General features: G+C 67.9%; 12 protein-coding genes and 1 pseudogene. 9 read left to right on the forward strand and 4 right to left on the reverse strand.

Annotated features, from left to right (window positions below; all coding sequences use genetic code 11):
• The first annotated feature begins 141 nt into the window (after positions 1-141).
• Positions 142-825 (forward strand): response regulator transcription factor, encoded by a 684-nt coding sequence (locus tag ABT130_RS07140; RefSeq protein ID WP_350926623.1) that lies wholly within the window; start codon positions 142-144, stop codon positions 823-825.
• Positions 826-905: 80 nt separating this feature from the next.
• Here the strand turns inward: ABT130_RS07140 and ABT130_RS07145 are convergent, their stop codons facing one another.
• The gene (locus tag ABT130_RS07145) at positions 906-2054 is read right to left on the reverse strand and encodes an inorganic phosphate transporter (protein WP_350953559.1); all 1149 of its coding nucleotides are present in this window, start codon (positions 2052-2054) and stop codon (positions 906-908) included.
• Positions 2055-2843: 789 nt separating this feature from the next.
• Between ABT130_RS07145 and ABT130_RS07150 the strand changes: the two genes are divergently transcribed.
• Both ABT130_RS07150 and ABT130_RS07155 read left to right on the forward strand, forming a co-directional pair.
• Positions 2844-4076, forward strand: a complete 1233-nt coding sequence (locus ABT130_RS07150; RefSeq protein ID WP_350953561.1) for a sensor histidine kinase — start codon at positions 2844-2846, stop codon at positions 4074-4076.
• Positions 4077-4078: 2 nt separating this feature from the next.
• Entirely contained in the window at positions 4079-4768 is a 690-nt protein-coding gene (locus ABT130_RS07155; RefSeq protein WP_350926617.1) for a response regulator, read from the forward strand.
• Between the two features lie 5 nt (positions 4769-4773).
• Here the strand turns inward: ABT130_RS07155 and ABT130_RS07160 are convergent, their stop codons facing one another.
• Positions 4774-4944 carry a hypothetical protein gene (locus tag ABT130_RS07160; RefSeq protein ID WP_350953563.1) on the reverse strand — a complete coding sequence of 57 codons (171 nt, stop codon included), beginning with the start codon at positions 4942-4944 and terminating at the stop codon, positions 4774-4776.
• Positions 4945-5156: 212 nt separating this feature from the next.
• On the opposite strand from ABT130_RS07160, the gene ABT130_RS07165 reads away from it, so the two are divergent.
• Together ABT130_RS07165 and ABT130_RS07170 are read left to right on the forward strand one after the other, a co-directional pair.
• The gene (locus ABT130_RS07165) at positions 5157-6095 is read left to right on the forward strand and encodes an ATP-binding cassette domain-containing protein (protein ID WP_350953565.1); all 939 of its coding nucleotides are present in this window, start codon (positions 5157-5159) and stop codon (positions 6093-6095) included.
• Complete coding sequence (locus ABT130_RS07170) at positions 6092-6862, forward strand: ABC transporter permease (RefSeq protein WP_350953567.1); 771 nt, start codon at positions 6092-6094, stop codon at positions 6860-6862. The genes ABT130_RS07165 and ABT130_RS07170 overlap by 4 nt, the downstream gene beginning before the upstream one ends.
• A gap of 77 nt (positions 6863-6939) precedes the next feature.
• Here ABT130_RS07170 and ABT130_RS07175 read toward each other — a convergent pair whose 3' ends face one another.
• Entirely contained in the window at positions 6940-10590 is a 3651-nt protein-coding gene (locus ABT130_RS07175) for a CARDB domain-containing protein (RefSeq protein WP_350953569.1), read from the reverse strand.
• Positions 10591-10993: 403 nt separating this feature from the next.
• On the opposite strand from ABT130_RS07175, the gene ABT130_RS07180 reads away from it, so the two are divergent.
• From ABT130_RS07180 to ABT130_RS07190, 3 genes are all read left to right on the forward strand, one after another.
• A complete protein-coding gene (locus tag ABT130_RS07180) occupies positions 10994-12073 on the forward strand; it encodes an NAD(P)H-dependent amine dehydrogenase family protein (protein ID WP_350926607.1) in 1080 nt (359 codons plus the stop codon).
• Entirely contained in the window at positions 12070-12564 is a 495-nt protein-coding gene (locus ABT130_RS07185; protein WP_350926605.1) for a carboxymuconolactone decarboxylase family protein, read from the forward strand. The genes ABT130_RS07180 and ABT130_RS07185 overlap by 4 nt, the downstream gene beginning before the upstream one ends.
• A 164-nt stretch (positions 12565-12728) precedes the next feature.
• Positions 12729-14294, forward strand: coding sequence for a GMC oxidoreductase (locus tag ABT130_RS07190; protein ID WP_350953571.1), 1566 nt, complete (start codon positions 12729-12731; stop codon positions 14292-14294).
• Positions 14295-14455: 161 nt separating this feature from the next.
• On the opposite strand, the pseudogene ABT130_RS07195 reads toward ABT130_RS07190, so the two are convergent.
• Positions 14456-14725 (reverse strand): annotated as a pseudogene (locus tag ABT130_RS07195) (integrase core domain-containing protein); the annotation flags it as partial.
• A gap of 126 nt (positions 14726-14851) precedes the next feature.
• On the opposite strand from ABT130_RS07195, the gene ABT130_RS07200 reads away from it, so the two are divergent.
• The gene (locus tag ABT130_RS07200) at positions 14852-16105 is read left to right on the forward strand and encodes an epoxide hydrolase family protein (protein ID WP_350953573.1); all 1254 of its coding nucleotides are present in this window, start codon (positions 14852-14854) and stop codon (positions 16103-16105) included.
• Positions 16106-16243: the final 138 nt, after the last annotated feature.

Below are 16243 nucleotides of genomic sequence, written 5' to 3' on the forward strand. Positions count from 1 at the left end.
CCCTCTTGTCACCTCGTCGCTCGCGCCTCGGCTTGGTCGGGCGGCGGCGGGGGCGCGCCCGCCCGCTCCCCGGCGCCCGCCCGCCGCCAGATGCCGGTACGCGGAAACACCCAGTGCCACCAGTGTCCCTACCATCGATACATGACGCGGGTACTGATCGTCGAGGACGATCTGTCCATCGGTTCGGAGCTGACCGAGGCGCTGTCAAGTAGCGGCTACCAGGTGAGTCTGGCGATCACCGGGGGTGAGGCGCTGGATCAGGCGCGGCAGTTCGTCCCCGATCTCGTCCTGCTGGATCTCGGTCTCCCCGACGCCGACGGGGTGGTGGTCTGCCGGCGGCTGCGGACGGTCCTGTCGCAGGCGGTGATCGTGGTGCTGACCGCACGCGTCCAGGAGTTCGAGGTCGTGGTGGCGTTGGACGCCGGTGCCGACGACTATCTGACCAAACCGTTCCGGCTCACCGAGCTGCTCGCCAGGTTGCGGGCGCATCTGCGTCGCCAGACCGTGTCGCAGCAGGAGTCCGGTGTGTCCGTCGCCCGCCTGCGTCTGGACCTGCGCGCCCGGCGCGCCTACATCGCCGAGGACGAGGTCATGCTGCGGCCAAAGGAGTTCGACCTGCTGACGGTGCTGGCCTGCCACGCCGGTGAGGTGGTCACCCGCGAGGAGCTGATGGAGCAGGTGTGGGACGCCAACTGGTTCGGGCCGACCAAGACGCTGGATGTGCACGTGTTCGCCCTGCGCCGCAAGCTCAGCGAGTACGGGGAGGATCCACAGCGGATCACCACGCTGCGGGGGCGCGGCTACCGCTACGAAGTTGATCTCTAATGCTCTCATCGCCCTCGCGGTGTGGCGACGTCACGACGCCGGCCACGCGCATCTTTGCGCCACGGTGGCATGAGCCCTCTTCAGCCTTCTCTCATCGCCGGGACCGGGGCCAGGCGCCCGGTCCACTCGTCGTTGACGTTGCCGGCGTTGACCGGACGGCGCTGCGAGGCCACGTACAGCCCCGCCGACAGCATCAGGGCGACGGCGAAGACCACCCCCACGCCCAGCACGCCGCCGATCACACTCGCGCTCGCCCAGGCCAGCGCCCCCACCACGGCCGCGGCCGGGAGGGTGACCAGCCACGCGGCGGCCATCCGGGCCGCGACGCTCCAGCGCACCTGGTCCAGGCGCCTGCCGATGCCCGCGCCGATCACCGACCCCGTGCACACGTGCGTGGTCGACAGCGGGAGGCCGAAGTGGGAGGAGGCGAAGATCACGGCCGCCGAGGAACCCTCCGCGGTGAACCCCTGTGGGGTCTCGATGTCGGTCAGCCCCTTGCCCAGGGTACGGATCACCCGCCAGCCGCCCAGATAGGTGCCCAGCGCGATCGCGGTCGCACTGGCCACGATCACCCACAGCGGCGTTCCCGCGTCCTCGCCGATCGCCCCGGCAGCGATCATCGCCAGCGTGATGACGCCCATCGTCTTCTGCGCGTCGTTGGTGCCGTGGGCCAGCGACACCAGTGACGCCGAGCCGATCTGGCCGTACCTGAGCCCTCGCCCGCGGCTCCCCTCCGGTGCGTTCCCGATGATGACGTACATCAGGTACGTACCGGCCGCCGCCACCAGGATCGCCGCCGGCGGCGCGAGCACGGCCGGGACCAGCACCTTGGACACGATCTCGGCTCCCTTGACCGCCGAGGTGCCCGCCGCGATCACCGTGGCCCCGACCACACCACCGATCAACGCGTGCGAGGAACTGGAGGGAATACCGAAGTACCAGGTCAGCAGATTCCAGGCCAGACCGCCGATCAGGCCGGCGAAGACCACCGTCAAGGTGATCGCGCCGGTGTCGACGATGCCCGTCGCGATGGTCGCCGCGACCTTCAGCGACAGGAACGCCCCGGCGAAGTTCAGCACCGCCGACAACCCGACCGCCACCTTGGGCCGCAACGCCCCGGTCGCGATCGAGGTCGCCATGGCGTTGGCCGTGTCGTGAAAACCGTTGGTGAAGTCGAAGGACAGCGCCGTCACGATCACGATGGCGAGCAACACGATGTTCGCATCCATGCCCTCACCTATGACACCTCGGACGGCGTTTAAGCACGTCAGAGTGTCCATCGCGCAGAGTTGACCTTCCCGTCGGCCGCCTGTTGCCAACGCGGTGCCCGGCGACCCGTCCTGGAGGACCCGGATCGAGGCGACCCGGCGGCGGGAAGCCGGAGGACACCGCGGGCGTCAGCCTCGCCATGACGGGCAGGACCGCGAGCGCCGGCGCCAGGGGCCGGTGTACGTGTCGTGCCGCGACCGGGCGGGTCGAACGACATTGGCGGATCCGTCCTCCCGCGCGGATATCGGCCCGGTTTCCGGCCTGCCAGGAAATACGGTTAATAGGTAATCGCCGGAATTTAAGCTGATGCGAAGTCGTGGACATCGCGTCAGATTCGATGTCATCGGGATCGTGTCCGGTCGGCTGACCGATGGAGAGGCCATGTCCAGGTCGGCCCCGCCGTCTTGGTGGATGGCGAGTGATAATCCATTAACGGGCCGGGCCGACCTGGACCCCGACCCACCGGCCCGTGAACGCGGGAGCGTTTTCGAGCCTTTCCCCGGGGTCGGTGGTCCGAAGTGGTCCGGATCATGGTCGTGGATGGATTGTCGGTGTGGATCCTCTCTGCCTCCGAAGAAAGAGGATCGCGATCGTTTTCGACGGGATAAAGCTACCCGAGTGATATATCCGCCACATACCGCGCAAAGTTTGTTTTTTTCTACACCTACGGCGTTATGCCTTGTACACCTCCTGCGGTATATGGCATGAAGAGGGATGTCGGCCAGCGGGAATATGACTAGCATGCGCTGATGTACAGCTATGCGAGGACATCCTGGTGGAGACTTCTCACAGCGCATCCACTTCTCGTCGACACTGTGATCGCGGTGGCGCTGTCCGCCGTCATGTGGATGTGGGAACTCAGCGATGCCAGGTACGGGTCGCGTCCGCCGGACGGCCTGTCGCTCGCACTGACCATCGCGGTGAACATGCCGTTGGCCCTGCGACGGCGGATACCGTGCACGGTGCTGGTGATCTCGTGCGCGGTGTCCCTGGTCCATCTGGCACTCGGCTACCACTCCCAGGTGAACAAGATGGGAGCGCTGCTGGTGCTGTACACCGTGGCCGTCCAGCGGCCCGTGGCGGTGTCACTGGCGGGGGCGGTGCTCACCTTCGGCCTGTGGTGGTGCTCCTCGATGGTGTTCCCCGGCACCAAGTTCTGGATGGCCGTCGTGTGGCCGCTGCTGGCCGTCGGCTTCACCTGGGCTTTCGGTAACGCCACCCGGATGGTCATCGAGAGCAACCGGCGGCTCACCGAGCTGACCCGGCAGTTGCGTGACGAGCAGGAGAACAAGGCCCGGCTGGCGGTGGCCCAGGAGCGAACGCGGATCGCCCGCGAACTGCACGACGTGGTCGCCCATCATCTGTCGGTGGTCGCGGTCCAGGCCGAGCTGGGCCAGTACGTGCTGTCAACCGATCCGGCCACCGCCGGCACGGCACTGGCCACCATCGCCGACACCACCCGTGAGGCCCTGGACGAGATGCGACTGCTGCTGTTGATCCTGCGAATCGGGGCCGACGACGAGCGGGAGACGCGCTACGACGTGACGCCCGGACTGGGGGACCTGGAAACACTGGTCGAACGGGTGCGCACAGCCGGGGTGACGGTGGAGGTGACCGTGACCGGCAACGAGCAGCCCCTGCCCCAGGGGCTGGATCTGTGCGTCTATCGGATCATTCAGGAGTGCCTGACAAACGTCGTCAAGCACGCCGCGCCCACCCGGGTGCGGGTGACCTTCACCTACGGCGCGGGTGTCCTGACGTTGCAGGTGTGCGACGACGGCCGCCTCGGTACCGGCCAACCGGTCGAAGTGATCCAGAACACACCAGGCCAGGGATTGATCGGCATGACTGAGCGAGTCAAGCTGTACCAGGGCATGATCACCAGCGGTCCTCGCCCCACGGGCGGATTCCAGGTCGTGGCGACCCTTCCCCTGCTCACCCGTCCCGGCCAGGAGCCCGCCGCCCTAACCAGCGAGAGGTGACGATGATCAGGGTTCTGGTAGCCGACGATCAGGAACTCATCCGGGCGGGACTGACCGCCCTCCTGCGCGCCGCCCCGGACCTTGAAGTAGTCGGTGAGGCCTCGGACGGTCACGAGGCCGTCCAGTGCGCCGCCGCCACTCATCCGGATGTGATCTTGATGGACATCCGCATGCCCGGCATGGACGGCATCGCCGCGACCAAGCGCATCCTGGCCGACAGTCTGGCCGACGGCGGCGCGTCTCGTACCCCGCAGATACTCATTCTGACCACTTTCGACATCGATGAGTACGTCTACCAGGCGCTGCGTGCCGGAGCCTCCGGCTTCCTGCTCAAGCAGACCCCGGCCAAGCGCCTCCTGTCCGCCATTCACACCGTCGCGGCCGGGGACGTCCTGCTGTCACCCACCAGTACCCAGCGACTGATCGAGGCGTTCACGCCCGCCCCGCCCGCGGTGCCCGATCATGACATGTCCCAGCTTTTTGCTTTGACAGCTCGCGAGCTTGAGATCTTCACCCTGGTCGGCCAGACGCTGTCCAACCATGACATCGCCCAGAAGCTGTGCCTGAGCCAGGCCACCGTGAAGACCCACCTCAACCGCGCGATGAGCAAACTCGGTCTGTCCAGCCGCGCCCATGTCGTCGCCACCGCCTACGACTGCGGGCTGGTCACCTCGCGTCGACAGGCGGGCTGACCCGCCTAGCGGCGCGACGGTTCCAACGTCGCGATCCCGGTCAGGATCAGCGACGTGGACCGGTCCAGGGTGCCTGCCCGCGGGTTCTCGGGAGCCTTGGCGCCGAACATCCCGCTCGGCACGGCCGCACCGACGTCGCCGGAGGGCCGTCCATCGTCACGACGGCGCGTCCGCACTTTCCCCGCCCACGGTTCGGCGCCGTTGTCGTCATGCCGGCCCCGGCGACCGAGGCTCCCGCCGGACCCGGGCGTGGGCCGCGGTACCCGGCGCCGGTTCGCGCCATGACGGGTCCCCTGCCGTCGAACGCCGGAATCCCTGGCACTCCAACTGTGTATCTGGTACAGATTAATCTATGTATAAGATACACGGTACGACATACGCAGAAAGGGTGAGCGTGACCGACGCCGCGATCCATGCCCGTGGCCTGGGCAAATCCTTCGGTGCGACGCGGGTGCTGAACGGAGTCGAGCTGACCGTTCCGACCGGCTCGCTGCTGGCCCTGCTCGGACCGAACGGGTCAGGCAAGACGACAACGGTCCGGATCCTGACCACGCTGCTCGCCGCGGACAGCGGCACCGCCACGGTGGGCGGCCACGACGTCGCGCGGGAAGGCGTCGCGGTACGGCGCAGTATCGGCCTGACCGCCCAGCAGGCCACGGTGGACGACCTGCTCACCGGAAGGGAGAACCTGGAGTTGTTCGCCGGCCTGCACCACCTGGGCAGGCGGGAAGCCCGGCGGCGGGCGGCCGAACTCCTCGAACGGTTCGATCTCGGCGCCGCCGCGAACCGCCGGGTCTCCACCTACTCCGGCGGGATGCGCCGCCGCCTCGATCTGGCGGCGAGCATGGTGGCCGTACCGCGGATCCTCTTCCTCGACGAGCCCACCACCGGCCTTGACCCGCGCAGCCGGGCGGAGCTCTGGTCGGTGATCCGCGAACTGCTCGCCTCCGGCACCACCATCCTGCTGACCACCCAGTACCTGGAGGAGGCCGACCGGCTCGCCGACCGCATCGCGGTGATCAACAACGGCCGCGTCGTCGCCGACGACACCCCGGCCGCCCTCAAGCGCCAGGTGGGCGCGGAGCGCCTGGTGCTGCACCTGTCACGGGCCGAGGACGTCTCCCGGGCCGGCACCGTCCTGTCCACCGGCACCGGACCGCATCTCGACGCCGACGCGCGGGAGGTCACCCTGGCACTGCAGGGCACCGACCAGTTGCGTCACACGCTGAACCTGCTGGAGGAGAAGGGCATCGCCGTCGAGCGGGTCGAGCTGCGCAGCCCCACCCTGGACGACGTCTTCTTCGAGTTCACGGCGGTGGCGGTATGAGCGGGACGACGATGGGCGATCTGGGGCGTCTGGTCACCCGCGCGCTGCGCCACGAGACGCGCACCCCCGACGCGCTCATCGTGAACATCGCGCTGCCGGCGCTCATCATGATCCTCTTCGTCTACGTCTTCGGCGGCGCGATCACCACCGGGTCCAGCGGGCTGACCTACATCGACTTCGTCGTTCCCACCGTGCTGCTCATGTCCGGCGGGTACGGTGCCGCGTTGACCGCCGTGAGCGTCACGGACGAGATGACCCGAGGAATGATCGACCGCTTCCGGACCCTGCCCATCAGCGGCTGGGTGGTGCCCGCCGGGCATGTCGTCGCCTCGGTGGTCCGCAACGTGGTGGCGACCGGGATCGCCCTGGCCGTGGCGATCGCCCTGGGTTTCCGCCCCGACGCCACGCTCGCCGACTGGGCGCTGGCGCTGCTTCTCGTCATCGGATACGTCCTGGCGGTGTCCGCGATCGCGGTGCTCTGGGGACTGCTGGTCACCTCGGCCCAGGCCGCCGGTGCCTTCAGCTTCGTCGTGATCTTCTTCCCGTACCTGTCGGACGGCGTCGTCCCCGCGGAGACCATGCCGAGCCTGCTCCGCGGTTTCGCCGAGCACCAGCCGACCACGCCGATGGTGAAGACGCTACGCGGGCTGCTCCTCGACCACCCCATGGGCGACGCGGGGTGGCTCGCCACCGCCTGGCTGGCCGCCGGCGTGGTGATCAGCATCCCCGTCGCGGCGGTGCTGTTCCGGCGCCGTACCTCGGCCTAGGACCGGTACGACCGGCCATGCGGGTGTCCAGGTTGAGGAGCACACCACATGGCCGGTCGTTCTCAGGCGCGGGAAGACTAGGGGGTGATCACGAAGCTCGACCCCGGTTCCTTCACGATGTTGCCCTTGGCCGAGTTGGTGATGGTGACGTTCGTCAGCGTCGCGCTGCCGCGGGCGCCGCTCATCGCCAGGATGCCGGCACCGTTGTTGGACTTGTCGATCCGCACATTGGTGATCGCGACGCCCGGCATGTTGCCGCCTCCCGTCTTGAACTGGATGCCGTCGTAGGTCGAGTCGTAGATGTCGGTGTCCCGGATGGTGACACCGGTGATGTCCCGGCTCGCCGCGAAGAGCGTGATGGCGCCGAACTCCTGGTCCTCGTTCCAGAAGACGCCACCGGACCGGTAGAGCGCGTTGTTGGCTATCAGGGTCTGCCCGGAGAAGGGCAGCGGGTCGTGGTCGGTCGCCAGCATGATGCCCGGGTAGTTCATGGTGTCGTAGACCAGGTTGTTCTCGATCTTGTTGCCGTAGCCGCCGTAGATCGCGATGCCGGTCGCCCGCCAGGGCAGCTGGATGGTGTTGTTGATGAACTGGTTGTCGTGCGCGATGTCCACCGCCGGGTCCTTGACGTACCGGTTGGCCCAGACCGCCAGGGAGTCGTCACCGGTGGTGCGGAACGACGAGTTGAACACCCGCGAGTTCCGCGTGCCGTTGGTGAAGTTGATGCCGTCGGCGTAGGTGTTGCGGATGCGCATGCCGCTGAATTCCAGCCCGTCGGCGGGCCCCCACAGATCCGGGATGTTGTCGTAGTCACGGCCGACCCAGACACCCACGTTGGCGTGCTCGATCCACACGTTGGAGATCTTGGTGTTCTTGCCGAACCGCCCGTTCAGCCCCACCCCGCCCTCGGCGTTGCCGTCGCCGCCGCGAATGCGGCCCGAGCCGAAGATGGCGATGTCGGAGATCTGGACGTTGTTGTCGATGTCGAAGCCGAAGTTGCCCTCGTGCGGATGGTTGATGCCGCCGGTCGCCAGGTGCGGCTCGGTCAGGGTGTACAGCTGGGAGTGCCACATCCCCGCTCCGCGGATCGTGACGTTGCTGATGCCCACCTGGTTGAACTGACCCCGGTTCAGCGGGTCGTCGGTGAGGATCTTCTTCTCCTGCCGCCACTGTCCCGCCGGGATCCACACGCAGCTGATGACGCCGTTCTGGTTGTCCGTCACCGCCCGCTGGATGGCGGCCGTGTCGTCGAGCCCGTCGTTGGGCACCGCGCCGTACGTCGTGATCGAGGTGCAACCGGCCGGCTGGCTCGCCGGTGGTGCCACCTGCTCCAGGTCGATCAGGTCGATGATGTAGAACGAGGCCGTGTCGGTGGCGTCGCGCTGCAACCGGAACTTGGTCCCCACCGGGTAGGTCGACGGCAGCAGTGCGTGCGACTCGTCGAACAACCGCCGGGCGTCGGCCTGCGGGGTGTTCGTCAGGGATTCCGGGCCGTCGCTGTTCCCGTACAGCCAGCTGTGCCGCGACGAGAGGGTCAGCTTCTGGGCGAAGGTGTCGTTGATGTACAGGCTGATGGTGGCCTCGATGCCGCCGCCGTTCGGCGCGTCGGGGATGGAGTTGCGCACCACGATCGAGTTGGCGGAGTTGGTCGAGGTGAACTCGACGAACTGCCCCGTGCTGTTCAGCCGCACCGACTGCCGGCCGGAGGACTCGGTGGCGAAGTTGGTGTGCCCGAAGGTGCGCAGCGGGTCGGCCGTCAGCAGGGTGCCCTGGTACCTGGCGGCCTCGGCCTCGTACTCGACCCACGGAACCGCCGCCCCGCGCCCGACCACGATCGCCTGGGAGAGCGTGTTGTTGGTCTCGTTGGTCTCGGCGACGACGTTGGTCGCGTCGGCGGTGGCGGTGATGGTGGCACCGCCACTGGTGGCGGTCCAGCTGCCGCTGATGGCCACGTTGACCGTCGCGCCCGCGGCGATCGACGGGGTGTTGGTGTTGAGCGTGGTGCCGCCCACCGTCAGCCGGGTGACCGTGGTCGCGCCCGTCGCGGTGTTCCCGCGGTTCTTCACCGCCACGGTGAAGGTGACCGCCGCGCCGACCGCCGGGTTCGGCGGGTTGGAGCTGATGCTGAGAACCTGCAGGTCGGGGCCGGGAGCCTCGGTGACCACCAGCGGCGACGCCGCGGTGAAGGTGTTGTTGCCCTCGTTCTGCTCGAAGACCGTGTTCGACTCGTCCACCTTGGCGCTGACGGAGTAGCTGGCCGCGCCGCGGGTGCCGATGTTCGCGGTCACCGTGGCCTGGGCGCCGGCCGCGAGAGCGGCGACCGGAGCGGTGCCGGCCAGCGTGCCGCCGAGATAGAAGTTGACATTGGTCGCGCCGGAGGCGGCGGTGCCGATGTTGCGCACCGTGCCGGACAGCGTGATCGCGTTGGTCTCGATCGGCGCGTTCGGGGACCAGGTGAGAGCCGAGACCGTCAGGTCGGGGTTCGGCGCGGGGACGCCGATGACCTGGAACTCGGCGACCTGCCCGGCGGGTGCGCCGGTGTTGCTGGTGAACTTCAGCTGGACGTCGGCGACGGTGGCGTTGACGTCAATCGTCACCGTGTTGCCGCCGGAGGCCGGGTTGAACGTGTAGTTCTGCGCCGACACCAGGTTGGTGTAGCCCGTGGCGTTCTGCTCCCGGCCCAGGACCTGGATGTTCTGGGTACGGGTGCCCCACGCGGTGTCCGGGTTCAGCTTCAGCACGACCGAGCTGACGCTCGCGTTGGCGCCGAGCTTGACCGTCAGCGTGTTCGGGTAACCGGCGTTGCCCTCCCAGTAGGTGGCCGTGTTGTTGTCGTTGGCGTTGGCCGCGACGAACGTGTGCACGTGGCCGGACTCGACCATCTCCTTGCCGATGGCCAGGTTCGAACCGGGATCGCCGGTGCCGTTGCGGGTCACCGTGTTGCTGTTCGCCGAGACGTTGCCCGCCGCGTCCTTGGCCCGCACGAAGTACGTCACGGTCGCCGACGCCGGTTGGTTGTCGGTGTAGGTCAGCACGTTGCCGACGCTGCCCCGGAGCTGGTTGTTGGCGTAGACGTCGTACCCGGTGACGCCCACGTTGTCGGTCGAGGCGTTCCAGGTCAGCTTGATCTGGCCGGAGACCGGCTGGGTGAAGGCGAGGTTGCCGGGGGCCGACGGCTTCTCGGTGTCGCCACCGCTGCCGGCGGCGGCGTAGATCTCGAACTCGGAGATCTGCGCGGCGGGCCAGCCGGTGTTGGCGGTGATGTTGACGCGCCAGTAGCGGTAGGTCGCGGCGCTGAAGTCGATCGTGACCTTGTTACCGGTCGCCGGGTCGAACGTGTAGTTCGCCGAGGCCACCACCGTGCTGTAGCCGGTGCCGTCGGCGCTGCCCTGGACCGAGAGGGTCTGGGTGCGGGTCTGCCAGGCGGCCGGGGCGGGCACCTTCAGCACGATCTGGTCGACGCTCGTGGCGGTGCCGAGGTCGATCCGCGCCCACTGCGGGAAGCTGTTGTTCGCGCTCTCCCAGTAGGTGTTCTGATTGCCGTCGTTGATGGCCGACACCGTGTACTCGGCGGTGGAACTGCTGGCCTGGGTCGCCTTGCCCGGCGACAGGTTGGGTCCGCCCGCGGCGGAGGCCGGCACGACCGACCCCATGACGAGCAGACCGGTGGCGACCGTGCTTGCCAGCATGGCCACCACCAGCCGTAACGGTCCGTACGGTTTTCTCATTCGCGTTCTTCCATCTCTCGTCTAGCACGACAGGGCCGAGACGTGAAGGCATGCGCCTTCACCGCACACGGATGGGGGGCAGGTGCATGGGCGCAGCGCATTCCTAAAGTTGCGAAGAGCCGCGAGAAAATGAACTTTTCTTTGCAAGATTCTTGCGTAGTGTTGGCCAAAGGTTACATACGTGCTACGACCGCGTCAACGGGTGAAAAACGGCTTCCCGGACCGGCCTGACGCCGGGTGTGAAGAAAGTCGGGACGGCCTGTGGACACCCGGTTGGGAGATAGGGGTCGCTATGGATCGTCAGGGTTTCGCCCGCGTCGCGGTCGTACAGCGCCCTCTGGGGCCGGCTGTCGAGATGGCGGCGGCACTATACACCAAACCAAGCGCTTGCTACTCTCCGCGCATGCTCTCCACGATTGTCTGGGGCACCGGCAACGTCGGCCGCGCGGCCATCCGAGCCGTCGAGGCCCATCCGGCGCTGAAACTCGCGGCAGTGCTCGTTCACAACCCCGACAAGGTCGGCCGTGACGCGGGCGACCTCGGCGACCTCGGCCACGAGCTGGGGATCGCCGCCACCGACGACATCGACGCGGTGCTGGCCACCCGTCCGCACGCCGTGGTGTACGCGGCGTCCGGCGACATCCGCCCCGACGAGGCCCTCGCCGACATCATCAGGGCGATCCGGGTCGGAGCCGTGGTCGTCACCCCCTCGCTGTACGCGCTCTACGACCAGCGGGGCGCCCCGCCGGAGCTGCGCGAACCGGTGCTGGCCGCCATCGCGGACGGCGGCGGCTCGCTCTTCGTCTCCGGCGTCGACCCCGGCTGGGGCAACGACGTACTGCCCCTGCTGATCAGCGGGCTCGGCACCGTCGTGGACGTGATCCGCTGCCAGGAGATCTTCGACTACTCCACCTACGACCAACCCGACTCGGTCCGCTACCTGGTCGGCATGGGCCAGCCGATGGACTACGAACCGCCGATGACCGCGCCGACGGTCCCGACCATGGTCTGGGGCGGGCAGGTACGGCTGATGGCCAGGGCGCTGGGCGTCGAACTCGACGAGATCCGCGAGACCCTGGACCGGCGTGCGCTCGACGCCACGGTGAGCACCAAGACGATGGGCGAGTTCGAGGCCGGCACCCAGGGCGCGGTCCGGTTCGAGGTGCAGGGCATCGTCGAGGGCGAACCCCGCATCGTCATCGAGCACGTCACCCGCATCCACGCCTCCTGCGCCCCGGACTGGCCGATGCCGCCCGACGGCGTCGGTGCCCACCGGGTCATCATCGAGGGTCGCCCGCGCATCGAGGTCACGGTCGAGGCCACCGACGAGGGCGGCAACCGGTCGGCGGGCGGGAACGCCACCGCGGTCGGCCGCCTGGTGAGCGCCATCGACTGGCTGGTGGACGCGGAACCCGGACTCTACGACGCGCTCGACGTCCCGCTGCGCCCGGCGGTCGGCAAACTCGTAAGGAGAGAACCATGAACATCGACATCCCCGAGGGCAAGGACGCGATCGGCTACGTGTGGGGTGAGATGGTCCCCGGCATCGGGGTCGCCGCCTCGAAGTTCTCGATGGCGGTGTACGCCCACACGACCCTCGGACTCCGCGAGTTCGAGGCCGCCCGGCTGCGGATCGCGCAGATCAACGGGTGCGTCTTCTGTCTCGACTGGCGGACCGAACGGGACGGGCAGAAGGTCGAGGAGGAGTTCGCCGACGCGGTGACCGAGTGGCGTACCACCGACGCCTTCGACGACCGCACCCGGCTGGCCGCCGAGTACGCCGAGCGGTACGCCCTGGACCACCACGGCCTCGACGACGAGTTCTGGACCCGGATGACCGCGCACTACAGCCAGCTGGAGATCGTGGAGCTGAGCATGAGCCTCGGCTCCTGGCTGGCGTTCGGCCGGCTCAACCACGTGCTGGGCCTGGACACCGTGTGCATGCTGCCCAGCGGTCGGTCACCCTCGATCTGACATAAGTTACTTCCCGGTACGTGGTGGCTTAACACTCGAGAAACATGTAGAACTTGTTCTAATACGCCAAGAGTGAGGAAAATCACATGAGTGACAAAACCTCGCGTAGAACAGGTTCCGAAGGCATCTCGCGCCGTGGATTCATCGCTGGAACCGGTTCTATCTTGGGAGTCGCGGCCCTCGCGACTCCCACCACCGCAGCCCAGGCAAAAGCCGCACGCGTAGCCGCTCCGATCGCCTCCGGGGCCCATGTCCCGGCCCTGGTGATCGGCACCGGCTACGGCGGCTCCGTCGCCGCCCTGCGCCTCGCCCAGGCGGGCGTCGACGTGCACATGATCGAGATGGGCATGGCCTGGGACACCCCGGGCTCCGACGGAAAGATCTTCTGCAACACGACCTCGCCGGACCAGCGCTCCTACTGGCTCCGCACCAGGACCAAGGCACCGCTCAACTTCTTCCTCGGCTTCCCGATCGACCGGGACATCCCTCGCTACACCGGCATCCTGGACGCCGAGGAGTTCGGCGGCATCACCGTCTACCAGGGCCGCGGCGTCGGCGGCGGCTCGCTGGTCAACGGCGGTATGGCGGTCACTCCCAAGCGGGAGAACTTCGCCGCGATCCTGCCGTCGGTGAACGCCGACGAGATGTACAACACCTACTACCCGCGCGCCAACGCCGGGCTCGGGGTCGGCAACATCGACCCGGCCTGGTTCGACTCCACCGCCTGCTACCAGTACGCCCGGGTCGGCCGCAAGCACGCCCAGCGCTCCGGCTTCCCGTTCGTCTTCGTGCCCGACGTGTACGACTGGGACTACATGAAGCAGGAGGCGGCCGGAACCGTCACCAAGTCGGCGCTGGCCGGCGAGATCCTCTACGGCAACAACCACGGCAAGAAGTCACTGCAGAAGACCTACATCGCCCAGGCCAAGGCCACCGGCAGGGTCACCGTCTCGGCGCTGCACCAGGTCACCTCGGTCACCCCGGCGGCCGGTGGCGGCTACACGGTCGTCATCGACCAGCTCAACACCACCGGTGGTGTCACGACCACCAAGACCGTGACCGCGGACCGGGTGTTCTTCGCCGCCGGCAGCGTCGGCACCAGCAAGCTGCTGGTCAAGCTGAAGGCCACCGGCGCGCTGCCCAACCTGAACAACGAGATCGGCAAGGGCTGGGGCGACAACGGCAACGTCATGTGCGGCCGGGCCAACCACCTGTGGGACCCGACCGGCAGCCTCCAGTCGACCATCCCCTGCTCCGGCATCGACAACTGGGACGCCGGCGGCGCGTTCGCCGAGGTCGCCCCGATCCCCACCGGGATCGAGACCTTCGCCTCGCTGTACCTGTCGATCACCAAGAACCCGAACCGGGCCCAGTTCTCCTGGAACGCCGCCACGGGCAAGGTCGACCTGAACTGGCAGCTCGCCTGGAAGCAGCCGTCGATCGACATGGCCAAGACCATCTTCGACAAGATCAACTCCAAGGAGGGGACGATCTACCGGACCGACCTCTTCGGCGTCTACAAGATCTGGAACGACACCCTCACCTACCACCCCCTCGGCGGCGCCGTCCTGAACAAGGCCACCGACAACTACGGCCGCCTCACCGCCTACCCGGGCCTGTACGTCATCGACGGCTCATTGATCCCGGGCAACACCAGCGTCAACCCGTTCGTCACCATCACGGCCCTGGCCGAACGGAACATCGAAAAGATCATCGCTACCGACCTGTAGGGATGGCCTGATGATGTCGTCGGCCACGGGCGCGTGTGGCCGACCTTTCCCCGCAGGACGCGCATGGCCGTCCTCCTGCTTCCGGAGAATCCGCCTCGCTGCCCGGCCCGTTTCGGCCCGCACCCAGGCGTCCGTGAATCGCCCCGGCTTTGGTGGAGACCTCAACGGTTGATTGCCAGGGCATCGCTGGGCTCGTGTTGAGCGTAGTAGATCGCCTCGAACTCCTCGGGCGGCAGGTGCCCGATCGCGGAGTGCAGGCGGGGGGTGTTGAACCAGGCGACCCATTCGGCGGTGGCCAGTTCCACCTCGGCCAGGCTCCGCCAAGGGCCTCGGGGCTTGATCAGCTCAGTCTTGTACAAGCCGATCTGTGATTCCATCAGGGCGTTGTCGAGCGCATCGCCGACGGTGCCGATGGAGGCGTCGATCCCGGCCGCCATAGGTGCTGGTGGAGATGGGGCAGCCGTGTTCGGTCAGGCAACGTCCCCCCGCCGTCCGCAGGCCGGGCTAGCCGTACGGATGCCCATGGCGGTCGTCTCCGCCCCACTAGCATATGTGCCATGCCTGACGCAACGCCTCGCCTGGAACCGTTCACCTCGGAGACCGCGCCCGCGGCGCTCGATGACCTCCGCGCACGGCTGCGCGCGACACGCTGGCCGGATGCACCCGAGGACGCCGGATGGTCACTCGGGACCGACATCGCCTATCTTCGTGAGCTCGTCGCGTACTGGGCAGAAGGGTTCGACTGGCCGGCACAGGAAGCGGCGCTTGCCCGGCTGCCCCGCTTCCGCATCCGGCTCGGCGGCCTGGGGATCCACTTCGTGCACGCCCGGGCTGTCGCGTCGACCGACCCCGTCCTGCCGCTGGTCCTCAGCCATGGCTGGCCGGACTCGTTCTGGCGCTACTCGAAAGTCATCCCGCTCCTGACCGATCCCGGCGCGCACGGCGCAGACCCCGCCGACGCGTTCGACGTGGTCGTGCCCGACATGCCAGGTTACGGGTACTCCGACCGTCCCACCGGCCCGCCGCTCAACTCCATCGCCGTCGCCGGCCTGTGGGCCGAGCTCATGGGCGTCCTCGGCTACGCGCGGTTCGGCGCGGCGGGCGGGGACATCGGCAGTCACGTGAGCCGCTACCTCGCGCTCGACTACCCAGACCGAGTCGTGGCCGTCCACCGCATGGACGGGGGCTTGCCCGTCTTCACCGGCGACCCGGCCCATCTGGCGCCCGAGGAGGGTGCCTGGTTCGAGGAAGCCGCGGCCTGGGGTGCGAGCGAGGGCGCCTACGGTGCCATGCACCGCACGAAGCCCCAGACCGCCGCCGTCGGGCTCACCGACTCCCCGGCCGGGCTCGCCGCGTGGATCGTCGAGAAGCTCCGGGAGTGGAGCGACTGCGGCGGCGACGTCGAACGGAGCTTCACAAAGGACGAGATCCTCACGAACGTCACGCTCTACTGGCTCACGGGGACGATCGGCTCGTCGATGCGCATGTACCACGCGAACGCCGCGATCCCGCCTGAGCAGCTCGCCCGTCGGGTCGAGGTGCCGTCCGGGTTCTCGCTCTTCCGCGGCGACATCGTCCGCCCACCGCGAGCGTGGCTCGAGCGCACGGCGAACGTCGTATGCATGACCGAACCCGCGCGCGGCGGGCACTTCGCACCGTTCGAAGAGCCCGAGCTCTACGCGGAAGAACTGCGCGCGTTCTTCCGCCCCTACCGGGCGGCGGCGAGCGGCTGGCAGGTCTTGCACAGCCCGAACCACGATCAGCCGTCCTGCGCCGCTCCAAGCAGTGCAGTGCCAAACACCAACTCCTAGACTAGGCCTGGGTCGAGCTGCCCCGCCCCGCAACCTCGCTGGGAAGCGATCAACACGGGAGACACAACGATTCTGCGCGCGGCTCGCCTGCACGGGTGGATCACTCACCGCCCTCGTATCCACAGCGCGACCGAGGTC

This window comes from Streptosporangium sp. NPDC001681 (assembly GCF_040298085.1).
Taxonomy (GTDB): Bacteria; Actinomycetota; Actinomycetes; order Streptosporangiales; family Streptosporangiaceae; genus Streptosporangium.